The organism is Streptomyces sp. S3(2020) (assembly GCF_013044505.1).
Classification (GTDB): domain Bacteria; phylum Actinomycetota; class Actinomycetes; order Streptomycetales; family Streptomycetaceae; genus Streptomyces.
In genome coordinates this window covers 1-24,089 of record NZ_JABERD010000145.1, presented here as the reverse complement: position 1 = coordinate 24,089, position 24,089 = coordinate 1, and the positions used below count along the sequence as shown (strand labels likewise).

The 24,089-nt window shown below is 70.0% G+C and carries 24 protein-coding genes; 2 read left to right on the top strand and 22 right to left on the bottom strand.

Annotated features, from left to right (window positions below; genetic code table 11):
* A partial coding sequence (locus HLK59_RS34195) for a hypothetical protein (RefSeq protein WP_206327940.1) occupies positions 1–186 on the top strand: 186 nt, incomplete at its 5' end.
* A gap of 18 nt (positions 187–204) precedes the next feature.
* Here the strand turns inward: HLK59_RS34195 and HLK59_RS34190 are convergent.
* The 18 genes from HLK59_RS34190 to HLK59_RS34105 form a co-directional block, all read right to left on the bottom strand.
* Positions 205–1,128, bottom strand: coding sequence for an RNA polymerase sigma-70 factor (locus HLK59_RS34190; RefSeq protein ID WP_171145476.1), 924 nt, complete (start codon positions 1,126–1,128; stop codon positions 205–207).
* Positions 1,129–1,184: 56 nt separating this feature from the next.
* Positions 1,185–1,898, bottom strand: a complete 714-nt coding sequence (locus HLK59_RS34185) for a sigma factor-like helix-turn-helix DNA-binding protein (protein ID WP_171145475.1) — start codon at positions 1,896–1,898, stop codon at positions 1,185–1,187.
* A 333-nt stretch (positions 1,899–2,231) separates the two neighbouring features.
* A complete protein-coding gene (locus HLK59_RS34180) occupies positions 2,232–2,501 on the bottom strand; it encodes a hypothetical protein (RefSeq protein ID WP_171145474.1) in 270 nt (89 codons plus the stop codon).
* A 62-nt stretch (positions 2,502–2,563) separates the two neighbouring features.
* Positions 2,564–3,856: a cytochrome P450 gene (locus tag HLK59_RS34175; protein WP_171145473.1), complete on the bottom strand. Its 1,293-nt coding sequence runs from the start codon at positions 3,854–3,856 to the stop codon at positions 2,564–2,566.
* Positions 3,837–4,751, bottom strand: a complete 915-nt coding sequence (locus tag HLK59_RS34170; protein ID WP_171145472.1) for an aromatic prenyltransferase — start codon at positions 4,749–4,751, stop codon at positions 3,837–3,839. Before HLK59_RS34170 ends, HLK59_RS34175 begins: the two co-directional genes overlap by 20 nt.
* 29 nt (positions 4,752–4,780) lie before the next feature.
* Entirely contained in the window at positions 4,781–5,854 is a 1,074-nt protein-coding gene (locus tag HLK59_RS34165; RefSeq protein ID WP_346779870.1) for a polyprenyl synthetase family protein, read from the bottom strand.
* A gap of 59 nt (positions 5,855–5,913) precedes the next feature.
* Positions 5,914–6,378 (bottom strand): hypothetical protein, encoded by a 465-nt coding sequence (locus tag HLK59_RS34160; RefSeq protein WP_171145471.1) that lies wholly within the window; start codon positions 6,376–6,378, stop codon positions 5,914–5,916.
* A 14-nt stretch (positions 6,379–6,392) separates the two neighbouring features.
* Positions 6,393–6,866 carry a hypothetical protein gene (locus HLK59_RS34155; RefSeq protein ID WP_171145470.1) on the bottom strand — a complete coding sequence of 158 codons (474 nt, stop codon included), beginning with the start codon at positions 6,864–6,866 and terminating at the stop codon, positions 6,393–6,395.
* Between the two features lie 87 nt (positions 6,867–6,953).
* The gene (locus HLK59_RS34150) at positions 6,954–7,883 is read right to left on the bottom strand and encodes an aromatic prenyltransferase (protein WP_171145469.1); all 930 of its coding nucleotides are present in this window, start codon (positions 7,881–7,883) and stop codon (positions 6,954–6,956) included.
* 48 nt (positions 7,884–7,931) lie between these two features.
* Complete coding sequence (locus HLK59_RS34145) at positions 7,932–9,002, bottom strand: methyltransferase (protein WP_240982795.1); 1,071 nt, start codon at positions 9,000–9,002, stop codon at positions 7,932–7,934.
* A 65-nt stretch (positions 9,003–9,067) separates the two neighbouring features.
* Positions 9,068–10,138, bottom strand: coding sequence for a methyltransferase (locus HLK59_RS34140; protein ID WP_346779869.1), 1,071 nt, complete (start codon positions 10,136–10,138; stop codon positions 9,068–9,070).
* A gap of 59 nt (positions 10,139–10,197) precedes the next feature.
* Complete coding sequence (locus HLK59_RS34135) at positions 10,198–11,781, bottom strand: class I adenylate-forming enzyme family protein (RefSeq protein ID WP_171145468.1); 1,584 nt, start codon at positions 11,779–11,781, stop codon at positions 10,198–10,200.
* An 85-nt stretch (positions 11,782–11,866) separates the two neighbouring features.
* The gene (locus tag HLK59_RS34130) at positions 11,867–12,241 is read right to left on the bottom strand and encodes a DoxX family protein (protein WP_171145467.1); all 375 of its coding nucleotides are present in this window, start codon (positions 12,239–12,241) and stop codon (positions 11,867–11,869) included.
* Between the two features lie 53 nt (positions 12,242–12,294).
* Positions 12,295–13,194, bottom strand: coding sequence for an aromatic prenyltransferase (locus tag HLK59_RS34125; protein ID WP_171145466.1), 900 nt, complete (start codon positions 13,192–13,194; stop codon positions 12,295–12,297).
* A gap of 41 nt (positions 13,195–13,235) precedes the next feature.
* Positions 13,236–14,231, bottom strand: coding sequence for a class I SAM-dependent methyltransferase (locus HLK59_RS34120; RefSeq protein ID WP_171145465.1), 996 nt, complete (start codon positions 14,229–14,231; stop codon positions 13,236–13,238).
* Positions 14,228–15,385, bottom strand: coding sequence for a DegT/DnrJ/EryC1/StrS family aminotransferase (locus HLK59_RS34115; RefSeq protein WP_171145478.1), 1,158 nt, complete (start codon positions 15,383–15,385; stop codon positions 14,228–14,230). Before HLK59_RS34115 ends, HLK59_RS34120 begins: the two co-directional genes overlap by 4 nt.
* Positions 15,386–15,400: 15 nt before the next feature.
* On the bottom strand, positions 15,401–15,955 hold the full coding sequence (locus HLK59_RS34110; protein ID WP_171145464.1) for a cupin domain-containing protein: 555 nt from the start codon (positions 15,953–15,955) through the stop codon (positions 15,401–15,403).
* Positions 15,956–16,021: 66 nt separating this feature from the next.
* The gene (locus HLK59_RS34105; RefSeq protein ID WP_171145463.1) at positions 16,022–17,089 is read right to left on the bottom strand and encodes a type III polyketide synthase; all 1,068 of its coding nucleotides are present in this window, start codon (positions 17,087–17,089) and stop codon (positions 16,022–16,024) included.
* 451 nt (positions 17,090–17,540) lie between these two features.
* Between HLK59_RS34105 and HLK59_RS34100 the strand changes: the two genes are divergently transcribed.
* The gene (locus HLK59_RS34100; RefSeq protein ID WP_171145462.1) at positions 17,541–18,860 is read left to right on the top strand and encodes a multidrug effflux MFS transporter; all 1,320 of its coding nucleotides are present in this window, start codon (positions 17,541–17,543) and stop codon (positions 18,858–18,860) included.
* A gap of 120 nt (positions 18,861–18,980) precedes the next feature.
* On the opposite strand, the gene HLK59_RS34095 is transcribed toward HLK59_RS34100, so the two are convergent.
* The 4 genes from HLK59_RS34095 to HLK59_RS34080 form a co-directional block, all read right to left on the bottom strand.
* Complete coding sequence (locus tag HLK59_RS34095) at positions 18,981–19,646, bottom strand: DUF4097 family beta strand repeat-containing protein (protein ID WP_171145477.1); 666 nt, start codon at positions 19,644–19,646, stop codon at positions 18,981–18,983.
* Positions 19,647–19,830: 184 nt separating this feature from the next.
* Entirely contained in the window at positions 19,831–20,172 is a 342-nt protein-coding gene (locus HLK59_RS34090) for a DUF3099 domain-containing protein (RefSeq protein ID WP_171145461.1), read from the bottom strand.
* Positions 20,173–20,354: 182 nt separating this feature from the next.
* A complete protein-coding gene (locus HLK59_RS34085; RefSeq protein ID WP_171145460.1) occupies positions 20,355–22,112 on the bottom strand; it encodes a cytochrome bc complex cytochrome b subunit in 1,758 nt (585 codons plus the stop codon).
* A 319-nt stretch (positions 22,113–22,431) separates the two neighbouring features.
* Positions 22,432–23,958: an FAD-dependent monooxygenase gene (locus HLK59_RS34080; RefSeq protein WP_171145459.1), complete on the bottom strand. Its 1,527-nt coding sequence runs from the start codon at positions 23,956–23,958 to the stop codon at positions 22,432–22,434.
* Positions 23,959–24,089 lie beyond the last annotated feature (131 nt).

Genomic DNA, 24,089 nt, shown 5'->3' with positions numbered 1-24,089 from the left:
GACCACGAAGGCACCCCGCCCACCCTCCTGGACCTGCGCACCCACCTGACCACCCAGGGCGTCCCACCCGCTCACCTCCCCGCCGAACTGCTCCTCCTCGGCGGCCTTCCCCGCACCGACACCGGCGAACTACGCCGCCGCCACCTCCAGGACACGGTCACCCACCAGACGGCTCGGGCGGCGTGACGGAGCAAGGAGCGGGTGTCACTTGGTGGTGCGGCGGGACTGGTGGGCCTCGCGGTTGAGGGCCCAGGCGTCTGCTACCGGGCCCAGGTGGCCGAGCTTGTCGGGGTTGGTCACCGAGCGGATCGTCCGGATACGGCCGTCGAGGATGTCCAGTGTCCAGGTGTTGAGGACCTTGCTGTCGCGGTCGCGGAGGATCGCGCCGGGCTGGCCGTTGAGCTCGCGGGCCTCCAGGGTGCCGTCCACCCGGGCGAGCGTGGTGAACAGGAAGGCGAGCAGCCGGGCCACGTGGTCGTCGCCGACGATGGTCCTGGCCAGCTGCGGGCCCTTGCCGCCGCCGTCGCCGACCATCTCCACGTCGGCGGCGAGCAGCTTGCGCAGACTGTCGACGTCGCCTTCCTTGAGGGCGTCGAAGAACCGCCCGGCGAGCACCTCGCACTCCTTGCGGTCGGCCTCGAAGCGGGGCCGGCCCTCGTCCATGTGGCGCCGCGCCCGCACCGCGAGCTGGCGGCACGCCGCCTCCGAACGCCCCACCGCGGCCGCGATCTCCTCGAAGCCGAAGGCGAACACCTCCCGCAGCACGAACACCGCCCGCTCCAGCGGGGAGAGCCGCTCCAGCAGCAACAGGGCCGCCGTGGACAGCGAGTCGGCGAGCTCCGCGGAGCGGGCCGGGTCCTCGTAGGAGTCGGTGAGCAGGGGTTCGGGCAGCCACGGCCCGACGTAGGTCTCGCGCCGGACTCGGGCCGAACGCAGCACGTCCATCGAGATCCTGGTCACCGTGGTCGACAGATAGGCCTTGGCCGACCTGGGCACGGTCGAGGAGGCGTCCCAGCGCAGCCAGCTCTCCTGAACGGCGTCCTCGGCTTCGCTCACGCTGCCCAGGATGCGGTAGGCGATCGCGAACAGCAGCGGCCGCAGTTCCTCGAACTCCTCGGTCCGTGTCACGCGGGCTCCTCCTATTTCTCCGGTCCTACGGTCCCGGCCGGGTGTCGCTCGTCCGGTCAGGTCGGGGCGGGGGTGTCCGCGGTGGACAGGTCCGGATCTCGCACCCAGCGGATGGTGTGGATCCGCCCGTCGAGGATGTCGAGGGCGAGGGCGCTGAGAACCGTGCCGTTGCGGTCGCGGAAGACCACGCCGGGGCGGTGGTCGACCTGCCGCGGCTCCAGGGTGACGCCGACCCGGACCAGTGCCGGGACGATCGTGGCGAGGACCCGGGCGACGTGTTCCGCGCCGGCGATGCGACGCGGCCAGGACGGGGCTGCGGCGCCACCGTCGCACGCCCTGGACACGGCGGCGGTCAGCTGGTGGCAGGCCGCTTCCGAGCAGCCCACGGCGGAGGCGATCTGGGCGGGGCCGCAGCCCAGGACCTCCCGGAGCACGAACACGGCGCGTTCCAGCGGGTTCAGCCGCTCCAGCAGCGACAGCACGGCCGTCGGCGGGGCCTCGGCCGGGTTGCCGCCCGGCGACGGTTCGGGCAGCCACGGCCCGGGGTGCCGGTCCCGTCGTGGGCGGGGGCGGCGCAGTGCGTCGAGGCAGATGCGGGTGACCGCGGCCGTGAGGAACTCGCGTGCCGAGGCGGGCTGTTCGGGGGTGGCCTCGTAGTGCAGCCAGGCCTGGTGCACCGCGTCCTCGGCCCGGCCCGCGCTGCCCAGCATCCGGCGGGCGATCGAGAACAGCAGGGGCCGCGCCTCCTCGAACTCTTCGATCCGGCTCATGCGGGCCCCTCCTTGGATCCGAGCGGGCGTCGGGCCGCCGACAGAAGTCGCACGTCTCCCGGTCGGCGGCGGGTCGACCGCGCGCCGGAAGGTCTTCGGATACAGCCCTGCCCGGATCGGGCCGGCGGGCGTACGTCGCAGCGGGGGGCTGGGGCCGCGGGACGGACGGGGTACCGGCACGCCCGCCCGCCTCCGGGGGGGGGAGGCGGGCGGGACGACTTGCAGCTCCACCTTAGGGGTGGCGCGGGGTCATGTCCCGTGCGCGTCACGGGGGTTCGAGCCCGGCTGCCGCGGAGGTCAAGGCTCCGGGACGGCACCGGTCGGGCCGCGTCCTCAGTGACGGTCCTGGTCGGCGTAGACCGCGAGGAAGGCGGCGAGTCCGCGTACCGTCGCGCCGCTGGGGCCGAGTGCGGTGAACGGGACGCTGTGCCCGAGCCCGGCCGACAGTGTGCTGTGCGCGCGCAGCGCGGCGGCCGCCAGGCAGCCCGGCGCGCGCCGGCCGTGATCCGGCTGATCCGGCTTGTCCCCCGCCATGGAACGGGCCTCGGCCCAGGCCTGGGAGGTGAGTTCGGCGGTCCGTATGTGTGTCATCGGGGTCGGCATGACGGCACTCCTTGGCCGGTCGGGGTGCGAAGGCGGCGCATCGGGCGCGTGGGCGGGGCGGGTCATCGCGGTCGGGGGGTCATCAGGAGTCGTTGTGGGTGCAGGGTGGTGTCCGCGGCTGTGCGGATCCTGCTGCCGGGCGGGAGGGTCAGCCGCCATTCCTGGATGACCGCGGTGAGCAGGATCTCGAGTTCCTTCCAGGCGAACGCCTCTCCGACGCATCCCCGGGCTCCGGCGCCGAAGGGGATGTAGGAGGTGTCGTGCGCGGTCGGCCTGATGGTGAGCCAGCGGTCCGGGTCGAAGCGGTGCGGGTCCGGGTAGCGGCCGGGGTCCCGGTGCAGGAGGTAGGAGCTGAACATCACGTGTGTGCCCGCGGGGAACGTGCGCTCGCCCAGGGTGACGTCGGAGAGGGCCTTGCGGCAGGTGATCCACACGGGCGGGTGGAGGCGCAGGACCTCCGCCAGGAAGCGCAGGGTGTAGCCGGGCGGGCCGTGCCCGTGCCCGGACGGGGTGCCCGCGTGCGAACCCGCCGTCCGCGCCAGGTCCTTGAGGACCTGCTCCTCGATCAGGGGGTGCCGGGCGAGCACGTACAGGGCCCAGGACATCACCGATGCCGTGGTGACGGTGGCCGCGGTCAGCATCATGACGGCCTCGTCGCAGATCTGGCCGGTGCTCAGGGCGGGAGTGCCGTTGCGCTCGGCGTCCGACAGGAGTGCCGCGAGGTAGCCCGCCGTGGAGTCGGGTGCGTCGATGCGGTCGGTGAGGCATGCGGCGAGGCGGGAACGGAAACCGGCGAAGGCCTTCGCGAGCCGCTGGGCGGGCCGGCGCCGCAGGGCCGCCCTTCCGTGCAGCGGCTTCCCGATCATCTCCCGGGCCAGGACGGCGAGATGCTCGACGAGCACCGTCGACACCTCGCCCGGCAGTCCGCCGAAGAGGGTGCTCAGCGCGATGCCGCTCGCCGCCCGGCACATCTCGGCCTGGACGTCGACGGGCCGGCCGGGACGCCAGGAGGCCGCCGTGTCCCGGGCGACCTTCTCCATGACCGGGGCGTGGTCGAGGACCGCCCCGGTGCGCAGATACGGGTGCGCCAGCCGCCGGTAGTGCCGGTGCAGGGCGTCGTCCTCGGCGAGCAGCCCCGCCTTGCTGAGGATCCTGGCCTTCTGGAACAGCTCGCCCTTGCCGTAGTGCTTGCCGTCCCTGACGAGGATGCGGTGGACGAGGTCGGCGTCCGTGACGAACTCGGCGGGCGTGCCGTCCACCGTCACGGTACGGACCGCATCGCCCCGCAGGAGGCGCTCCATCCGGCTGAACCGGAACTCCGCGGGCCCGCTCGCGCTACGCGGCGTCGGCGGCATGGTCGATCGACGGCATCAGGTCCAGCCTGCTGCGCGTCCGGAACCGGTAGTACGACTGGAGCTTGTAGTACTCCTCGCCCGACGACGTCATGGCCGCGTACACCATCTTCGGGTCGTCGGTGCCGTAGGCGACGCTCTTCACGAAGTGCTCGATCTTCGGTCCGAGCCGGGCGGGCAGCGACAGCGGATCCTGGGTCTTCACGCTGAAGGCGATGCGCTCGATCCTCGGGGAGTCCCAGCTCAACGTGGCGTAGAAACCGAAGGACTTCTCGCAGAACCGGAGCATCTGCTCGCTGGGGTCGGGCATCCCCATGGCGCGGTGCATCGCCAGTACCTGCGACGGCCGGCGCAGGTCGTCCGGGAAGCCGGTGAAGTACAGGTTGACGGTGCCGCTGCGGTAGTCGATCGCGACGACGTCCACCTTCTCGGCCAGACCGCGGTCGGCGAAGAACGCGAAGTTGTCGGCGAGGGCGGCCGGCATCGACGGCAGGTCGCGGAGCTTGGCGAGGCTCTGGGAGCTGCCGCCGGGGAAGTACACCCAGATCTTCCGGAAGCCGCCGACGATCCCGAAGTCGATGCCGTAGCTGTCGATGGGGCAGTGCCGCTGGATGTCGGCGAGCAGGGACTCCACGGGGCGGCCGGTCTCGGTGACGAAGCCGTGGGCGCGGGCGCGGAGGTAGGGGTCGATGTGCCGGGGCATGGTGAAGCGGCAGTCGAACTCCCCTTCGTGGCGGGAGTTGGTCGCCACCCGGAAGGCGATGATGGCCTGCGGCAACGCGTCCTCGTAGGCCTCCAGGACGGGCCAGACCTTCTCGCGTGAGCAGGCCACGTCGATGAGCCCCGCCGATTCCTCGACGCCGGCGAAGACATCCGCCAGCTGCGCGGTTCCCGACATTGTTCCTCCAGGTGTCGTCCTTGGGCCGGTCACTTGTTCCGGTAGGCCACGCGCAGGGCCATGTTGGTCAGTTCGCCGCGCCACACGGGGTCGACGGGTGCGTCGGCGATGGCCGCGCAGCCCTTGTCGACGAGGTCGGCGATGTGCCGTTCGACGTCCTCGGGGACGCCGGTGTCCAGGAGCCGGCCGCGTACCTCGTCGGGGGTGTGGCCGGGTTCGGTGATGAGGCCGTGGATCTGTGCGTCGCGCTGCATCGCCCAGCCGAGGAGCAGGGTCATCTTGTGCTGGCTGAAGTCGAGGCCGGCTGTCTTGCCGGTCTGGGCGGAGTCGCCGAACGCGTCGAGCAGGTCGTCGCGGAGCTGGAACGCCTCGCCGACCGCCTCGCCGTACTCGGCGAGGGCGGGCGCGAGGTCGGCGCAGCCCGCCGCGCTCGCGCCGACGACCAGGGGGCGGTGGATGGTGTAGCGGCCGGACTTGATGAGGGCGATCAGCCGGGACAGTGCCGGGTCGACGGAGAACTCGGCGGCCGCGGCGACGTCCATGTACTGGCCGATCATCACTTCGGAGCGCAGGTGGTGCCATTCGGGGCGGGCCGCCGCCGGTGCGTGGGACATCAGCTCGTCGGAGTAGACCAGGGCCAGGTCGCCGACGAGGAGGGCGACGCCCTCGCCGAAGCGGCGTGACTCGCCCTGCCAGCCGCGGCTGCGGTGCAGTGTGGAGTGCAGGAGGTGGACGGCGGGCTTGCCGCGCCGGGTGCGGGAGTCGTCCAGGACGTCGTCGTGGACCAGGGCGGAGATGTGCAGCAGCTCCAGGGCCGCGGCGGCCGCCACGATCCCGGGGTCCTCCGCGTCGCCGCCCGCGGCGAGGTAGCCGGCGAGGCAGAAGGCGGGGCGGACGAGTTTGCCGCCCGCCTCGACCAGGTCGGACAGCGCGTCGATGGCGACCACCGCCCGCTCGTCGACCTCGGCGTAACGGGCGCGCTCGGCCGCGAGGAAGGACGTCAGCCGGTCCTGCACCCGCTGAAGCAGCTCCTCGACGGTACGCCGCGCCGCGGCGGTCGGTTCCTGGCCCCGGGCGGTCCGGGGGATCACTTCAGTGGTCACGACACATCTCCTTGTGCGGGTGCGGGGCTTGAGCACGGTGCGGCGGGGCCGGGCGAGGGTCAGCCCAGGTAGTGCTGGATCGTGGGCTTGAGCAGCTGGATCAGTTCCTCGGCCGGCACCGACGCGATCGGCTCCAGCTTCACGACGTGGCGCATCAGGACGGCGCCCCAGACCTGCCCGGCCGCCGCGTTGATGTGGACGGCCGGTACGCCGAAGGTCTCGGCCGCCCGGTGGATGTCCATCCCTTCGACGCCGATGGACCTGCCGGCCTGTGCGAAGAGCTGGTCGGCGAGGAAGCCGCGCATCCGCTCCGCGCCTTCCTCGCTGTTGACGGCGGCGTGCAGGATCCCGAGCAGCTTCGGGCGGACCTCCGGGTCCTCCCACAGCGCGAAGGCCCCGCGGAGCAGGCCCTCGGCGAGCTGCTCGCGCGACCCGGCGAGCGCGGCGGCGCCGGCCTCGCCCAGGGCGCCGCCCAGCGTGTCCCAGGCGACGCCGCGTTCCTGGGCCTCGATGGCTTCGGACATGTCGCCTCCTCAGATCACTGCGCCGCGCCCAGATAGCGGTGGAGCGTCGGGTTGATCAGCTTGATCAGGTCGTCGACCGGTATGGAGGCGATCGGCTCCAGCTTGATGACGTAGCGCATCAGGACGGCGCCCCAGACCTGCCCGGCCGCCGCGCCGAAGTTGACGGGCGGCACCCCGAGGAACTCGGCCATCTGGTAGATGTCCAGGTCCTCGGCGCCGATGGACTTGCCGGCCTGTGCGAAGAGCTGTTCGGCGATGAAGCGGCGCATCTGCTCGGCGCCTTCCTCGCTGTTGACGGCGGCCTGGAGGATCCCGAGCAGCTTCGGGCGGACCTCCGGGTCCTCCCACAGCGCGAAGGCGGCGCGCAGGGCGCTCTCGGTGAGCTGCTCGCGCGGGCCCTCCAGGGCGGCCGCGCCGGCCTCGCCGATCACCCCGCCCAGCGCGTCGACGGCGGCGCTGCGCTCTTCGATCTCAACGGTTTCGGACATGGCTCCTCCGGATGCCCTTCGATGTCCCTGAATTACTTGAACTGCTCGAACTGCTCGAACTGCTCGAACTGCTTGAAGTGCTTGATGTCATTGCTGGGCGCGCCAGGCGGCCACGAGTTGTTCGAACGTGGCGGCCAGCGGCAGGTTGTTCCAGAACGAGGCCGGGCGGCGGAAGTACACGGCGAGCTTGTGGTACTCCTCCTTGCGCGAGATCGTCTCGCCGTAGACGAGGACGCGCGCACCGTCGTACTCGTACGGGGCGCTCTTCGCGAACTCCGAGATCTCCGGGAACAGCGTCGTCGGGTACGACTCCGGGTTCGGGCTCACCACCGAGAAGCAGATCCGGTCGATGTCCGGGGAGTCCCAGCTGAAGGTGGGGTAGATCGAGAAGGAGTTCTGGACGAATTCCAGCAGTTCCGGTGTGCTCGGCTTCGGCAGCCCGGTGTCGCTCAGCACCGAGAGGACGGTCTTCTCGTCGAGGCCGCCGGCCATGAAATAGATGTTCACCGTTTTCTTGGTGTAGTCGATCCCCACGATCGACACACGCTTTCCCATGCCGATGTCCGAGAAGGTGCGGGCGTGTTCGGCCAGGCTGCTCGGCATGGACGGGAGCGAGGCGAGCACCGAAAGGTCGCCCAGGTCGTCGAGCGGGAAGAAGATGTAGGTCTTCTTGAATCCGCCGACCACTCCGCACTCGATGCCGTAGAAGGTGACGGCGGAGCTTGCGAGGATCTCGGGGATCAGGTTGGCGACAGGGTGGTCGGTCTTCTCGATCCAGCCCTCCCGTACGGCTATGTCGTACGGGTCGCCCGCTTCGAGCGGCACCGTGAAGTTGTAGTCGATGTCGCCCCGGTGACGTTCACCGCCGGCCATGGCGAGGACGACCAGGGACTCCTCCGAGACCCCGTCGCCGAACGCGTCCAGGACCGAGCGGACCTTGTCCCGGGGGAAGTCGATGTCCAGCAGGCCGGACGCTTCCTCGATGGCGGAATAGACGGCTTCCGCTTTTTCTGACACGGACATTCTTCCTCCAGGCTCAAGCCTTCGATTGCGGTTCGAGGAGTTTCAGGCGACCTTTGTCGCGGAGAGGACGGCTTCTGCGGTGAGGGCGTGCGGGGGCAGGTTGTCCCAGTCGTCCATGACCGCCTTGGTGACCTTGAGCCCGGATTCCTCGAGCCAGCTCTGCCAGGTCGAGAGTTTCTGCGGACCGCCTTTGCCCATGGTGCAGCCGACGAAGAAGCTGGAGTAGAAGTCGACGGTGTAGTTGTCGGGGTCCTTGATGTCCTCGGGAAACACCGGCACCAGTACGTGGACCTGTGCGCCGACTTCCAGCGACCTGCTGACGCCGTCGAGGATCCGCAGGACGTCGCTCTTGTCGAACATGGGCAGGAAGTGCTTGATCAGGACGACGTCGAAGCCCTGGGGAACGCCCTCGAAGACGTCTCCGCCGATGAACGAGCAGGTCTCTTCCACGCCTTGGGCCCGGAAGTTCGCCAGGCATTCGGCTTCCTTGTCGGGAAGGTCGAAGGTGGTGACCCGCAGTCCGGGCGAGCCCTTCAGCTTGAGGGTGTCGACGGCGCCGAGCCCGGTGTTCCCGGCGAGGTCGAGCACGTTGGACCCGGCCGGGATGTCGATGTTGGCGAAGAACCAGGGGTCGACGTGGGCGGTGACGGTGTCCATCAACCTCGCCCAGGGCTCGCGCAGTTCGGGCAGCTCGCCGAGGGCGCCGTAGAGGTCGCCGTCGTATCCGTACAGCTCCTTCAGGGCGACGACCTCGCCGGCGCGGACGGTCTCGGTGAGGTAGAACAGCTGCCGCAGCGTGACCGCCTTGATCATGTACAGATCGGCGAGCGCCTGGTCGATGAGCTTCTCGGAGACGCCCGCGAGACCGTCGAGGCGGTAGCCGCCGGAGGCCTCGTCGTGGGCGACGAAGCCCTCCTTGACGAGCAGCAGCAGAAGCTGTTCCACGGCGTCCGGTTTCGCGCCGGCCACCTCGCCCAGTTCGGCCGCGGTCAGGCCGGGCGTCTCGCGCAGCGCGTCGATGATGCCCAGCTCGAAGCAGGACACCAGCGTCATGAACCGCGACGGTCCCACCATGTACTCGCGGAACCGCGCCAGCGTCGCTTCCGGTGTCATTGCAACCGACCTCTTTCCGTAACGGTGGTGATCCGGCTCGCGCCCGAAGTGGCCGTGGGCGGCGGTCAGGCGACCTTCGTCGCGCTGAGGATGGCCTGGACGGGGATGACGTCCGGCGGGATGTCGGCGGCGTCCTTGGTGACCGCCTGGGTCACCTTGAACCCGGCCTGCTCCAGCAGGCTCCGGTAGACCGACAGCTTCTGCGGGCCGCCCTGTCCCATGGCGGCGCCGATGAAGAAGGCCGGGAAGAAGTCGACGTTGTAGTTGTCGGTCTCCGTGATGTCCTCGGGGTACACCGGCACCAGGATGTGGATCTGGCCGCCGTCCTCCAGCGAGGCGTTGACGCCCTTAAGGATCCTGAGCACGTTGTCCTTGTCGAACATGTCCAGGAAGTGCTTGATCAGGACGACGTCGAACCCCTGGGGGATCTCCTCGAAGACGTTGCCGCCGATGAACGACAGGTGTTCCTGGAGGCCTTCGGCTCTGAAGTTCGCCAGCGCCCTGGGTTCCTTGTCGGGCAGGTCGAAGGTGGTCACGGTCAGGCCGTCGGACGCCTTGTGCCGGTAGGTGTGGATCGCTCCGAGTCCGGTGTTGCCGGCGACGTCGAGCACCCGGGAGCCGGCCGGGACGTCGATGTTGGCGAAGAACCAGGGGTCGATGTTGGCGGTGACCGTGTTCATCAGCTTGAGCCAGGAGTCGTTGAGGTCCTGGTGGTCGGCGACCGCGTCGTACAGGGTGCCCTCGGAGCCGTAGAGCTCCTTGAGGCCGACGACCGTGCCGGTGCGCACGGACTCGGTGAGGTAGTACAGCTGTCTGAGCGCGGTGACCTTGATCAGGTTCATGTAGGCCAGGGCCCGCGCGAGGTCGCTCTCGGCGACCTCGGCGAGGCCGTCGAGGCGGTAGCCGCCGGAGGTCTCGTCATAGGCGACGAAACCTTCCTTGACCAGCAGGAACAGCAGCTGTTCGAGGGCGTCCGCCTTGGCTCCGGCCTGCTTTCCCAGCTCGGCCGCGGTCAGGCCGGGCGTCTCGCGCAGGGCGTCGACGACGCCCAGTTCGAAGACGGACAGCAGGGTCATGAACCGCGACGGTCCCACCATGTACTCGCGGAATCGGGCGAGCGTCGCTTGCGGTGTCACGGCGTTGGTCCCCTTCTGGTGAGTTGACGGCACAGCCACGGCGGAGTGCTGATCACCGCTCACGCCTGCTCCTGGAGCTGCTCGAACCGCTGGGCCAGCGCGCGGCGCTGCACCTTGAGCGTGGCGGTCCTGGGCAGTTCGGCCTGCGGGATCCGCACGGGGTCGGCGAGCTGGGGGAACCCGGCGACGGCCTCCCGCCAGCGGTCCGGGTCCAGCGGCTTGTCGTCGACGGTGCAGATCACCGGTACCGGCTCGGAGTTGGGGCCCTGGACCACGACCAGCTCGGTCAGTTCGTGCAGCCGGCCCAGGACGACGTCCTCGATCTCCAGGGAGCTCTTCACGCCGGGGATCATGTCGATCTCGCGGTCGAGCATGTGCAGGCAGCCGAACCGGGTGCGGTAGCCGACGTCCCCGGTCCGCCACCACTGGCCGTCGCGGTTGGTGTCGTAGCGGTCCTGCTCACCGAAGTAGGTCTTGGCGATGCCGTCCCAGGCGACCTCGATGGAGCCGGGGCTGGTCTCGGAGGGGGTGTTGCCGTCGCGGCTGACCACGCGGATCCGCGCGGCGCCGTTCGGCATGGCCCAGCCCACGCAGCGGCCGTTGGCCTTGTGCGCGGAGCCCCGGAAGTAGGCGCGGCCGACGGCCGGGCCGACCTCGCTCTGCCCGTAGATCTGGAAGAACAGGGCGCCTCGCCGCTCGGACGCCTTGAGGAGGCGGCTCATGGTGCCGGGGTGGATGGCGTCGAAGGTGGAGCTGAAGACCTTCACCGATGCGAACGGGGCGCGCGGGTCGTCGGCGAGGTCCTCCCACTCCATCAGGGAGTTGGGCAGCGCCTCGACGAAGGCGGGCCGGTGCTCGAGGAACTGTTCGGCGACCTCGGCGGGGCCGGTCTCCCGCATGAGGAGGACCGGGTACTCCTTCAGCAGGGCCAGGGACATCGCCGCGACCATCCGCGAGTGCACGAAGGGCACGTTGATCGCGACGGTCTCCTTCCTGCGCATCAGGGACAGCAGCCGCCACTGGGGCAGGAGGCGGACGCCCTGGGTGCGGGGGGTGTGCACGACGAGTTTGGGGATGCCGGTGGTGCCGGAGGTGTGGGTGATGACGGCGGCCTCGTCGATGGGCCGCACGACGGGCCTGACCCGGGGGCTGCCGGCGAGTTCGGCCAGCGAGATCGACCCGGGCCGGTGGTCGGCCGAGGTGATGACCCGTCGGGTGAGGTCGGTGAGGGGCACGTCGGCGAGGACGTCGAGTTTGGTGCCGTCGGTGAGCAGGGTCGGCCGGTCGACCCGCTCCAGCAGGACGCTCACGGTCGTGGGGTCCAGGGCCGGCGACAGGTTCACGACGACGCCGCCGATACGGGAGACGGCGGCGGCGAGCATCCAGTGGTCGGCGTTGGCCGTCTTGTAGATGACGACGCGTTCGTCGGTGCGGACACCGGCCGCCCACAGCCGGGCCGCGAGGTCGTCGACGTACTCGGCGTACCGGGCCACCGTCAGACGCCGTCCGGCCTCGGGGAGGACACCCAGGTCGTGGTCGAGGCTGATCGGGGTCGACGGGTTGACGGCGGCCGCCATTTCGGGCAGCAGGCCGATGTGCAGACCGCGTTTCTGTATCGAGCGGTAGGCCACAGAGCCCTTCATGTGGGCTGTCTCCTTTGTGGTGGGCGGTGGACGTGCGGGCGGTCGCCGGCTGGGTGCGGGAAGCGGGGGACAGACCCGGGAGGGCTCAGAAGGAGTGGGGGCCGAAGCGGCCCCATGCCACGAAGGCGGCGACCGCGAGCAGGACCACGTTCACCACGATCGCCTGGGCCTCGTGGCGGCGCAGATGGGTGAGGGCGGCGCCGATCATCAGCAGCACCAGGCCCGTCGCGGCGAGCGGCACCAGGACCGGCGCGATGTCGAGCGCGGCGGGCAGGATCAGGCCCAGCCCGGCCAGCACCTCCAGGGCACCGATCGTCTTGACGCCGCCGGCGCTGAAGTCGTCGACCCAGCCATAGCCGCCGGCCGCCAGCTTCGCCTTGGGCTGGGCCAGCTTCTGGGCACCGCCCGCCAGAGCGGCCGCGCCCAGCACTCCCGCGATGATCCACAGGGCAATGTTCATGAGAGTTTCCTTCGACAGGTTCGGCTGGGTTGCGGGGGGTGGCCGGCGTGCCGTTACTGGCTGTCGGGCACCAGCAGGGTGGTCTCCACCTGGGATCGCCATCGGTAGTACGACTGGAGCTTGTGGTACTCCCCGCCCGGCGCCACCGTGATCGCGTAGACGAACTGGTGGCCGTCGGTGGGGTACGGGCTGTTCTTCAGGAAGTCCTCGATGTCCGGCTCGACGGTCACCGGCAGGGACAGCGGGTCGTCGGTCATGGCGGCGACGGTGATCCGCTGGACCTTCGGGGAGTCCCAGGTCAGGGTGGCGTAGATGCCGAACGCGCCGGTGGCGAAGCGCAGCAGCCGCTCGCTCGGCGCGGGCAGCCCGACCTCCGCCAGGAGCGAGGTGAGCGCCTCGGGCTCGAAGACGGAGGCGGGTGCCGCCCCGAAGTACAGGTTCACCGAGCGGTGCCGGTAGTCGATGCCGACCAGGCTCACCTTGTCGGCCACGCCGTAGCGGGTGAACAGGTCGAGGTTCTGGGCCGCACTGGCCGGCATCGACTTCAGCGCGACCAGTTCGGACAGCGGCTTGAGGTCGTCGAGGGGGAAGAAGGACCAGGTCTTCTTGAAGCCGCCGACGACCCCGAAGTCGATACCGCTGAACCCGATGGGGAATCCCGCGTGGAGTTCGGCCAGCAGGCTGCCGACGGGATGGTCGGTCGCCTCGATCAGCCCGTTCGACACGGCGACGGCGTACGGGTCCACCTCGGGCGGGAGCATGGTGTAACGGCAGTCGAGATCACCGGAGTTGCGCTCCCCCGTCGCCACCCGGAAGGCGACGACGGCCCGTGCGAGGGTGTCCCCGTACGCGGACAGGATCGGCCGGACCGTCCGCGGCGCGCAGTCCACTCCCACCAGCCGGGAGACTTCCTCGATGATCGAAAGGTCTGCCGGGTCGGTGTCGTCCCGCATGTCCCCACCGTTCGTTGTCTCCACGGCGAACTGGCCGTCCACTAGCGGGCGATGACCATCGTGGCGGGCGGCGCCGCGTGGAAGGAGACGTCCTCGAATCCCGCCTTGACCAGCCAGTCGCGGTACTCCGAGCGCCGCCAGGTGCCGCCCTCGTTGCTCTTGAGGAGCATCTCCAGGGCGAAGAGCAGCGGGAACGCCGGAGCGCCGCGGTCGTCGTCGACGACGTAGTCGGCGACCACCAGGGCGCCGCCGGGCTTCAGGGCCCTGCGGAGCCGGGTGAAGACCTCGATGTTGCTCTCCGCGTTCTCCTGGTGGGCGATGTGGGAGTACACGGCGACGTCGTACAGCCCGGTGCCGAAGTCGGTGGTGTGGAAGTCACCGTCGAGGGTGGTGAAGCGGTCGCCCACGCCCTGCTCCCCCACCAGCCGGCGGGCGATCGCGTTGATCGGCTCCCAGTCGAGCTGGACCGCGCGGGCGGCCGGGTTGGCCTTCAGCCAGATCGACGAGTAGATGCCCGAGCCGCCGCCCACGTCGAGGATGGTGATCTCACCGGCGTCGGCGATGCCGAGCGCCTCGACTCCGGCGTCCGCCGCGGGAACCGACACCGCGGCGATGGCCGGGACGATGCCCTCCCAGTGCGGGTTGTCGGCCACCTCGGTCTCACCGCCGGCCAGCGGCCCGCCGATACGGACGACCTCGGGGAGGTCGGTGAGGCTGCCCGTGTGCTGGAGCTTGAGCTTGGCGAAGCCGGCCAGGGAGGCGGGCTTGCCCTCGACGAGGAAGGCCGCCGCCTCGGGGGAGTTGCGGTAGCGGCCGTCCTGGAGCACCACCAGTTCCACGCTGACCAGACCGTCGAGCAGGCTCTGCGCGCCGCGCTCGGAGATCTCGGCGCGGGCGGCCACCTCGGCGGCCGTGCCCGCGCCGTTGTCCAGGTGGGTGAAGAGGGAGTGGGTGGCCGCGGCGCCGATGACACCGGTGTTCCAGTAGCCGTTGATCAGCCTCATCACACCGTCCGGTGCAGGCTGGTTGCTGGTCATGCCGCTCCCTTCAGGGTCCGGGCGGACGTGGCGTGGGTGCGCAGCGCGGTGCGCAGGACCTCGCAGACCCGCTCGACCTGGCTCATGGTCAGCTCGGCGTGCATGGGTATGCCGAGGTTGCGCTGGAAGAGGTCCGCCGAGACCGGGCACACCTGCCGCGCGTCGAAGGCGGGCTGCACATGGTTGGCCCAGGTGCCGTGCAGGGTGCCGATGCCCTGGGCGCGCAGTTCGGTGGCGACGGCGCCGCGGTCGACGCTCGCGTCCAGCGTCACCAGGTAGGACTGCCAGGCGTGGGTGCGGTCGGCCGGTACGTGCGGCAGCGTCAGCAGCTCCTCGTCGGCGAGGAGTTCGGCGTAGCGGGCGGCGACGGCGCGTCGGCGTGCCAGCAGCTCCTCGATACGGCCGAGCTGGACCGTCAGGATCGCCGCGGCGATGTCGGAGAGCTTGAAGTTGTAGCCGATCTCGGTGAACTCGGGGATCGGCAGGCCGATGACCTGGCCCATGTCGAAGATGCTGCCGATGCCGAAGGCGGAGAGCTGGCGTGCCTTCGCGCCGATGGCCGGGTCGGTGGCGATGAAGGCGCCGCCTTCGCCGCTGGTGGCGCCCTTGCGTCCGTGGAAGGACAGGCAGGCCACCTCGGCCAGTGCGCCCGCCTCGCGTCCCTGGTAGGTCGCGCCGACCGCGCAGGCGGCGTCCTCGACGAGGAACAGCCCGTGCCGGTCGGCGATGGCCTGGAGTTCCGTGTAGTCCGCGGGCAGGCCGACGGTGTCGACGGCGATGATGCCGACGGTCCGGGGGGTGACGAGGTCCGCCACCGACTGGGGGTCCACGGTGCCGGTGTCGGCGCGGACGTCGGCGAAGACGGGGGTCCCGCCGACGTAGCGCACCGCGTGGGCGGGGGCGGGGAACGTGTAGTCGGCGACGATGACCTCGTCGCCCGGCTTGACGCCGAACGCGAGCATCGCCAGGTGCAGGGCGGCGCCGCAGTTGCTCACCGCGACCGCGTCACCGGCCCCGTAACGTTCCTTCAGCTGGGCCTCCAGGGCCTGGCCCTTGGGTCCCTGGCCGGCCGCCCAGCCCGAGGCGAACACCTCGGCGACGGCGGCCAGTTCCTGCTCCCCGAGGCTTGCGAAGACCAGGGGGATCTTGTCGATGTCGCTCATCTCTGTTTACGCTCCGCGCGGTTCGGAGGAGTGGGGATCGAGAAGGACAGGCGGGTCGTAGCGCTGCGGCGTGATCTGGCTGACGTCGTAGCGCTTACGCATCTCTTCGATGGCTGCGGGGTCGATTCCCCCGGTCGCCCAGATCTCCGCGATCTCCTCGAAGTACAGCTCGTGAATGGGTGAGGGGTAGCACTGGAACAGCATGCGCACCGGTTTACCGGAGGCGTTCCTGAAGGCGTGCGGAGTTCCGGGGGGTACGAACATGAAGGCACCCTCGGTGGCTTGGACGGCCTTGTCCCCGTCGGGCGACTCCCATTCGTGCCAGTCCTTTTCGGTGCGCCGGGTCGGCTCGAATGCCAGGAGCTGAAGCTCCCCTTCCAGGACGTAGAAGAACTCCTGTGACTCGCTGTGGACATGTGCTCCGACATCGAATCCGGGCGGTACGACCACCTCGAAGATCGATATGGCGGAGCCGTGCTCCTGCGTGGCCTTGAAGGTCACTTCCTGTGTCTTGGTGATCAGCTTTCGCCCCTGCCCGGGCGGGAGGATGAGGCCAGTCATGGGGTCAGCTTCCTTTGTCCGCGCAGAATTTCACTTGAGCGAGGATTCCGGTGCACCGCGTGGGACTCAGTCCAGGTCTGCGGGGGCGTCCACGCTCCAGCGGCCCAGCGCCATCTCGGCGGTGATCCCGGGACCGAAGCCCGCGATCAGGCCGGTGGCGTCCTGGACCGGGGTGTCCTCCTCGAACAGCCTGCGGGCCGCGTCGAAGACGACGGCGCTGGCGATGTTGCCGTACTCGGTGAGGGTGGACCAGCTGTGGCGGAACACCGTGCGGTCGACCTCCAGGAACTTGGCGAGGTCGTCGAGGATGCGCGGTCCGCCGGCGTGGACGATGTAGAAGTCGAGCTTGCCGGCGTCCCAGCTGTGGTCCTTGGCGAACTCGCGCAGCACCGGCGCGAGCGGCTCCATCGTGCCGGGCACCCGGCGGTCCAGCTGGAAGTGGAAGCCGGTGTCCTTGACGGCGTAGGAGATCCAGTCCTCGGTGTTCGGGATGAGGTAGGAGGCGTTGCGCTCCAGCTCGATGCCGACTCCGCCGTTGCCGCGGACCACGGCGGCCGCGACCGCGTCGCCGAACAGCCCGTCGGACAGCAGCGAGCCGATGTCGTCCGCGTCGGGCTGGTAGCACAGCGAGCACAGCTCGCAGGAGACGATCAGGACGTTGCTGCCGGGGTGGGCCAGGCAGAAGTCGTGGGCGCGGTTGACCGCCGCGCCGCCCGCCGCGCAGCCGAGCTGGGCGATGGGTATCTGGCGGGTGTCGGAGCGGAAGCCGAGCCGGTTGATCAGCCAGGCGGTCAGCGAGGGCATGCTGAAGCCGGTGCACGACACGTAGATGATGGCGTCGATGTCACGGGCCGCCACGTCGGCGTTGCGCAGGGCCTCCTCGATGACCGGCGGGGTGAGCCTGCGGGACTCGGCCTCGTAGATGCGGTTGCGCTCGGTCAGGCCCGGGTGCCCCAGGGTCTGCTCGATGGGCTGGACGATATGCCGCTTCAGCACCCCGGTGTTCCGGATCAGCCGGAGCGCCAGAGGAAGCTGCGGCTTTCCCGCATGGGCTTTCGCGGCGAACTCGAGAGTCTCTTCGATGGTGATGACGTGTTCCGGCGCGCTCACCGCGGGCTTGCATAGCCTGGGCATATCTGGGTTCTACTTTCTCTAGAGTCTGCCTTCTGTACGTGAAGAATCTGCGCACAGCTTCCGGAGCGAGCGCAGCGCACGGGAGAAAACACCGCGGCGCGCGGGAATCGGGTGTGTGAGGAAACCGGTGCCGACCTGGCACGGACGCGGTCTCACCGGTACAGAACCGGTGGACACTCGCTCAATTCACTGCCCTCGAAACGATTTTGGGCAGGGAAGGCGTGCAGGAATAGTGACACGGCCGAACTCCCCGCGCCAAGGCCGCCCCAAAGTCATCCGAGCCGTTCCGAGGGAAACTCGAGCAGCGCACTGACGAGTCTCGACCCGGGCAGATCAACGGCCTTGTCGCGGTATCGCCTGGCCTCAGACGCCACCCACACGCTGCCGGTTCTGTAGTGGTCTGCTGCGAGCATCGGCTTTGGCCACGAAACGAACTGGACGCGGAGGGCGCATGTCTCAGCAAGCCGAGGAAGCCACCGCCAAAGGCAGGCGATTCCCGGGGGCGCGGTCCCCGGCGAAGGGCAGACGGGACCCGGCCGGCACGGACAGGTCGGTGCGCTGGACCGGGCTCCTGGTCACGTTCCTCCTCGGTGCCCTCGCCGCGGTGCCGCCGATGTCGATGGACATGTACCTTCCGGCGCTGCCGGAGGTCACCCACAGCCTGGGCGCGTCCGCCTCGACGGTCCAGCTGACGCTCACCGCCTGCCTGATCGGTATGGCCGTCGGGCAGCTCGTGGTCGGCCCGATGAGCGACCGGTGGGGGCGGCGCGGGCCGCTGCTGGCCGGGCTGATGGTGTACGTCGTCGCCGCCGCGATGTGCGCGCTGGCCCCCAACGTCGAGCTGCTGATCGCCTTCCGGGTGCTCCAGGGACTCGCGGGATCGGCCGGCATCGTCATCGCCAGGGCCGTCGTGCGCGATCTCTACGACGGTCTGGCCATGGCCCGGTTCTTCTCGACGCTGCTGCTGATATCCAGCGCGGCCCCGATCATCGCGCCCGTGATCGGCGGACAGGTCCTGCACTTCACCAACTGGCGGGGCATCTTCGTCGTCCTCACCGCGATCGGTATCGCGCTCACGGTGCTGGTGTGGCGCCGGCTGCCGGAGACCCTGCCGCCCGAGCGGCGCCAGCGCGGTGGAGTGCGCGGGGCGATGTGGATCATGCGGGGGCTGTTCATCGACCGGGTCTTCACCGGGTATCTGATGACGAACGGCTTCGCGTACGGGGCGCTGTTCTCGTACATCGCCGCCTCGCCGTTCGTCATCCAGGACATCTACGGGGCGTCCCCGCAGACCTTCTCGCTGCTGTTCGGCCTCAACTCGCTCGGTCTGCTGGTCACCGGCCAGATCAACGGCAAGGTCCTGGTGGGCCGGGTCCGGCTGGACACGGTCCTCGGGTACGGGCTCGCGCTGCTGGCCGCCGGCGGGTTCACGCTGCTGATGGTGACCCAGGGCGTCTTCGGTGACCCGGGGACGGTGCAGATCGCGGCCTGTCTGTTCGTGATGATCTCCTCGCTGGGCCTGATCCTGCCGAACACCAACGCGCTGGCCCTGATGCGCACCCCGCACGCCGCGGGTTCGGCTTCCGCGCTGGTCGGTACGTCGTGCTTCGTCATGGGCGCGATCGCGTCCTCGCTCGTCGGGATCGCGGGCAAGGAGACGGCGGTGCCGATGGCCGCGGTCCAGCTGGGCAGCGCGCTGGCCGCGATGGCCTGCTTCCTGGGCGTGTGCCGTCCCTGGCAGAACCGGCCGATGGAGACGCCGAAGCACTGAACGCCCCACGGCCGCACACGAACGAGGCGGCGTGCACCGACGACCGGTCGGTGCACGCCGCCTTTGTCATGGGGCGGGTCTCGCTGGCGGTAGTGACGGTGGTGGTGATGGTGGTGGTGGTCAGAGGCTGCGGGCCGTGATGTCGCCGTGGGCGGTGGTGGCCCGGACCGCCAGGGTGGCGGTGCCGGTGTTCTGGAGGGTGTTGGCGACGCGGCCGTAGGAGGTGCCGGCGTCGAGGGTGGCGGAGGTGCCGCGGGCGGCGCCGATGGTGACGTCGCCCTGTTCGGTGCGCAGGGTGACGGTGCCGCGCACGGCCTCGGTGATGGTCAGGTCGCCCTTCTGGGTGCTGAGTTCCGCGTCCCCGCTCAGGCGGCCGACCGTGATGTCGCCGGCCTGGAGGGTCAGACGGGCGCTCGTGGTCTCGTCGAACTTGACCGGGCCCTGCGCGCTGTCGACGGTGACCTCGCCGAACCGTCCGACGCCCCGTACCTCGCCGCAGGCCGACGTCACCTCGACGTGGGAGCCGGCGGGCAGCTGGACGGTGATCTCGACGGAGCCGGAGGGGCCGAGGAGCTGGCTCTTCGCCTCGGGGGCCTGGATGCGCAGGACGCCGTCGGTGTAGGTGACTTCGGTCTGCTCGGCCGCCTTGACGTCCCGGCTCCTGGAGGGGCCGGCGGGCCGGACCTCGACCGTGGTGTCGGAGCGGTCGGCGGCGATCAGCTGGATACGGCCGGCGGGGATGTCGAGGACGGCGGTGACGGCGGTGGGGGTGGTGAACTTCTGCATCATGCTCTCCTGTGACTCGTTGTTTCCGATGCACGAAAAGCTACGTTGCATTCACAGATCAGGCAACAAGCTTGTTGCGCATCATCACCATAAGCCCAGGTGAGAGCAGGGAAATCGTTGCAGTGGTCGTCAAAGTTAATGCAACGAGCGCCGTTCATTCATTGCAATGGAATGAGAGTGAACGCTATTCCGGCGGCAGGATCAGGGTGGGTTCGAGCACCACCCGGGTCTCGGACTCATCGACCGGACGCGCCAACTCGGGCCGTACGCCCCGCTGCTGGCGCCACCCCGCCTGGGCGACGACCACGGCGACGTAGGGGATGACGACCCCGGCGACCAGGGCGCAGACGGCGACGACGGGCCAGCGGTTCCAGGTGAGGGCCATCAGGACCACGCAGGCGCTGCGCACCAGCATGGCGGCCACGTACCGGCGCTGGCGGCCCCTCAGGTCCTCGCTCAGTCCGGTGCGGGCCCGGGTGATGGACTCGGCCGGGGGGCCGTCCCGGCGCCATGACGTGCGGTTCATCGGGCCTCCGTGGATGTTCCGGCGAGGCCGCCGGGCGGGGTGGCCGGCCGGCGGTGGAACGACGACGGCGCGGGTGATCGTCCCCTGATCACCCGCGCCGTCGTATCCGGCCCGGTGCGGTGCGGTGTGGTGCTGTGTGGCGCTGTGCTGTGCGGTGCCGTGCTGTGTCTGGCGCCGCCGGGTCAGTGCACTTCCTGGTCCGACTCCCGCCCCTCGACCGCGGCCTGACCGCCGGTTGTCGCGTGTCCGTTGGACGAGGCGTGTCCGTTGGAGGAGGCGTGCCCGTTGGCCGAGGGGAGCGCGGCCGGTGAGTGGCCGAGGTGTTCCACGGCGTGCTGCATCTCCTGCGGGGTCGGGTGCGGGATCTGCGGGCCGTGCAGCCAGCGGCTGACCCGGTGACGCAGCATCTGCTTGCGGGCGTTCGGGTTCGGCACGCCGTCGTCGTCGTGGGTCGCGGGCGCCGGGAGGACCTCGGGAATGTCCCGGGACAGCAGGGTGTATTCCTGCACCCGGTCGATCCGGGCGTGGACCTCGACGAACTCGCCGTGCGGCAGCCGCTTGATCCTTCCGGTCTCGCGGCCGTGCAGGAGCTTGTCGCGGTCGCGCAGCTGAAGCCCGAGGCAGATCCGTTTGGTGACGATGTACGTCACCACCGGGACGACGAACACTCCGACGCGTACGGCATAGGTGATCGAGTTCAGGGAGAGATGGAAGCGTTCGGCCAGGACGTCGTTGGCGCCGCCGAAGAACAGCACCAGGTAGAACGAGACGAAGGCGATGGCGAACGCGGTACGGGTGGGGCGTTCACGGGGCCGGTCCAGGAGGTGGTGCTCGCGCTTGTCGCCGGTGACCCAGGCCTCCAGGAACGGCCACAGGGCGACCACGGCCATCATGATGGTGGGCAGGATGACCGCCGGCAGCAGGACGCCCATGTTGACGGTGTAGCCGCCCGGCAGGACGAACTCCCAGGCGGGCATGGCGCGCAGAGCTCCCTCCAGGAAGCCCATGTACCAGTCGGGCTGGGAGCCCTGGGAGATCTGGTCGGCGCGGTAGGGGCCGTAGGTCCACACGGGGTTGACCTGGGCGATGCCCGCCATCAGCGCGAGGACGCCGAAGACGAGGAAGAAGAACCCGCCGGCCTTGGCCGTGTAGATCGGCATCAGAGGATGGCCGACGACGTTGTTCTCGGTGCGCCCGGGGCCACGGAACTGGGTGTGTTTGTGGACCACGACCAGGATCAGGTGGACGGTGACCAGGGCCAGGATGATGCCCGGCATCAGCAGGATGTGGATGCTGTAGAACCGTGGAATGACATCGGTGCCCGGATACTCGCCGCCGAACAGGAACAGCGTCAGATAGGTGCCGACCACCGGGATGGCGAGGGTGACGCCCTCGGCGATGCGCAGGCCGGTGCCGGAGAGCAGGTCGTCGGGGAGCGAGTACCCGATGAAGCCCTCCAGAGTGACCACGACCAAGAGCACGAAGCCGATCAGCCAGTTGATCTCACGCGGCCTGCGGAACGATCCGGTGAGGAAGTGCCGCAGCATGTGGATGCAGAGCGTGGCGATCATGACCAGCGCCGACCAGTGGTGCAGCTGCCGGATGAACAGACCGCCGCGCACATCGAAGGTGATGCGCAGGGTGGACTCGTAGGCCCGGGACATCGGGATGCCCTGGAGCGGTACGTGCGACCCGTGGTAGGCGGCCTCCGACATGCTCGGGTCGAAGAACATGGTGAGCCAGATGCCGGTGAGGATCAGGATGATGAAGCTGTAGAGCGCGATCTCACCGAACATGAACGTCCAGTGGTCGGGAAAGGCCTTGCGGACCAGAAACCGGAGGTTGTAGATCCCGAGTCGCCCGTCCGCCCAGTCGGCGACGCGCACGCCCTTGGGTGGTGCGGTGCGCGCACTGTGCGGCGCCCTTTCGGTCGTGCTCATACCCGCGCGCCCTCCCCTCGCCGCTCGACTGTCACAGGCAAGGTGGCCTGCCGCGGCGCAAGCCGGCCGGTGCCCTGGAGCGGTTGAAACGCTATCCACGCGTCGGCGAACGGAACAACCGCGCTCAAGCGATACTCAAGTCTGAACTCAACTGTTTCTTGAGTGAGTTGTGGGACGTCGGAACACAAGTGGGCTCCGCTGTCGGTCAGTTGGTCCACCCCTGTCATGGCCTCGAGCGTATGTCCGTGCGATTTCGGCCGCGACGGCGTATTACGCGCCACACGGCCGAAAAGCGGCGCGGTCCGGGCATACGGCCTGCTCACGGTCGTCGCCGCTCCCCGGCCGGTGCGGCGGCCGGCCAGTGGGCCGAGGAGCCGGTGGGCCGGGGCCGGGTAGCGGAGCCGGTGGAGACGCCGATGGCGGGTGCCGTCGGCGCGGTGGGCCGGCGCCGTCGTGCCTGGGGGCCGTGGGTGAGGCTGGGCGGTGCCGTGGGGGCCGGTTCGCTCCGGGGGCGCAGGGCGGCCCGCAGGGCGCGCGGCCGCAGAGCGGCGGGCGGGTCGAGGCTCTGGTGCTGATGGAGCAGGAGCGCCGCCGCGTGCGGGTCGGCGGTCGCGGCGGCCGCGACGCGGGACGCGTACCGCCTGCCGAGCCGGGACCGCAGGCCGGGCGCCGCCTGCGGGGGGCGGGTGCCCGACTGCCAGGCGGGGGCGACCTGGTGGGCCAGGGCGCGGCGCAACCGGTGGCTGATGCCGACGGCGGTGCCGTGGGCGGTGAGCAGCCGGTCCAGGACCAGGGCGCACTCCACGGCGAGCGTCATACCGTGGCCGTGCACCGGGTCGACGGCGGCGAGGGCGTCGCCGACGACGAGGAACTGGTCGGGCCAGCGGCGCAGCTTGTCGTAGTGGCGCAGACGGTGGTCGGTACGGCCTCGGGTGTAGACGGGGCCCAGCGGGGTGGCCGTCTCGATGAGGTCGCGCAGCAGCGGGTGGCGCAGGGCGCCGGCGGCGCGCAGCAGTTCCGCGTGGTCGGTGGGCGCGAGAGTGCCGTCGCCGACGGCGATCGTCACCGACCAGCGGCCGCCCTCCACGGGGTTGAGCACGGCCTGGCGCGGATCGTCGGGCGCGGCCATGAGGAACAGGCTCTTGAAGTCGGCGACATGGCCGACGGGCGGCGCGTACAGGGTGGTGGCGTACGACGTCCCGGAGTCGGCCACGGATTCCGCGGGCGGTTCGTAGCCGAGTTCGGCGAGCCACTCGGGGGCCTGGGAGCCGCGGCCGGAGGCGTCCACCACGAACTCGGCCGGGATGAGACGTTCGGGGTTCCAGCCGTCGGACTCCCTGCGGTTGCGGCCGCGCGCCCAGACGCCGGTGACGGTGTCCTGGGGGCCGGGCTCCAGGGCGACGACCTCGTTCTCCTGGAGGAAGGTCACCTTGGGGTCGGCGCGCAGCCGGTCGCGTATCACCGCGTCGAGGAGGTCACGGCCGGCGCTGAGCATCGACAGGTCCGTCGGGACGCGGGGCAACCAGCCGGCCGGGCCGAGCAGCAGCATGTCCTCGGGCATACGGATGTGAACCGCTCCGGCGCGCACGAGGTCCCGGCGGATGCCGGGGAACAGCTGCTCCAGGCCCTGATGGGCGGCGGTCATGAGGCTGTGGGTGTGCCGTGCCTGCGGCACACCGCGGCGGCGGCCGGGGCCGCGGGGCAGCCAGTCGCGTTCGATCACGGTGACCCGGTCCATGAATCCCGCCAGCGCCCGCGCCGCGGTCAGCCCGGCGAAACTGGAGCCGATCACCACGGCGTGCCCGTGGCCGCCGCTCCTCTTCACAACACGTGCGTCCAGACTCAACTCGGCCGCCTCCCCAGTGCGTTGTGCTTGCATCATGCGCCGCATGACGGCCCGCGATCCCTGCCTCGACACCGCCTCAAGCGGCATTCGAGGCGGGCGCGAGGCGAACTTGAGCAAGGGGTGGGGCGGGT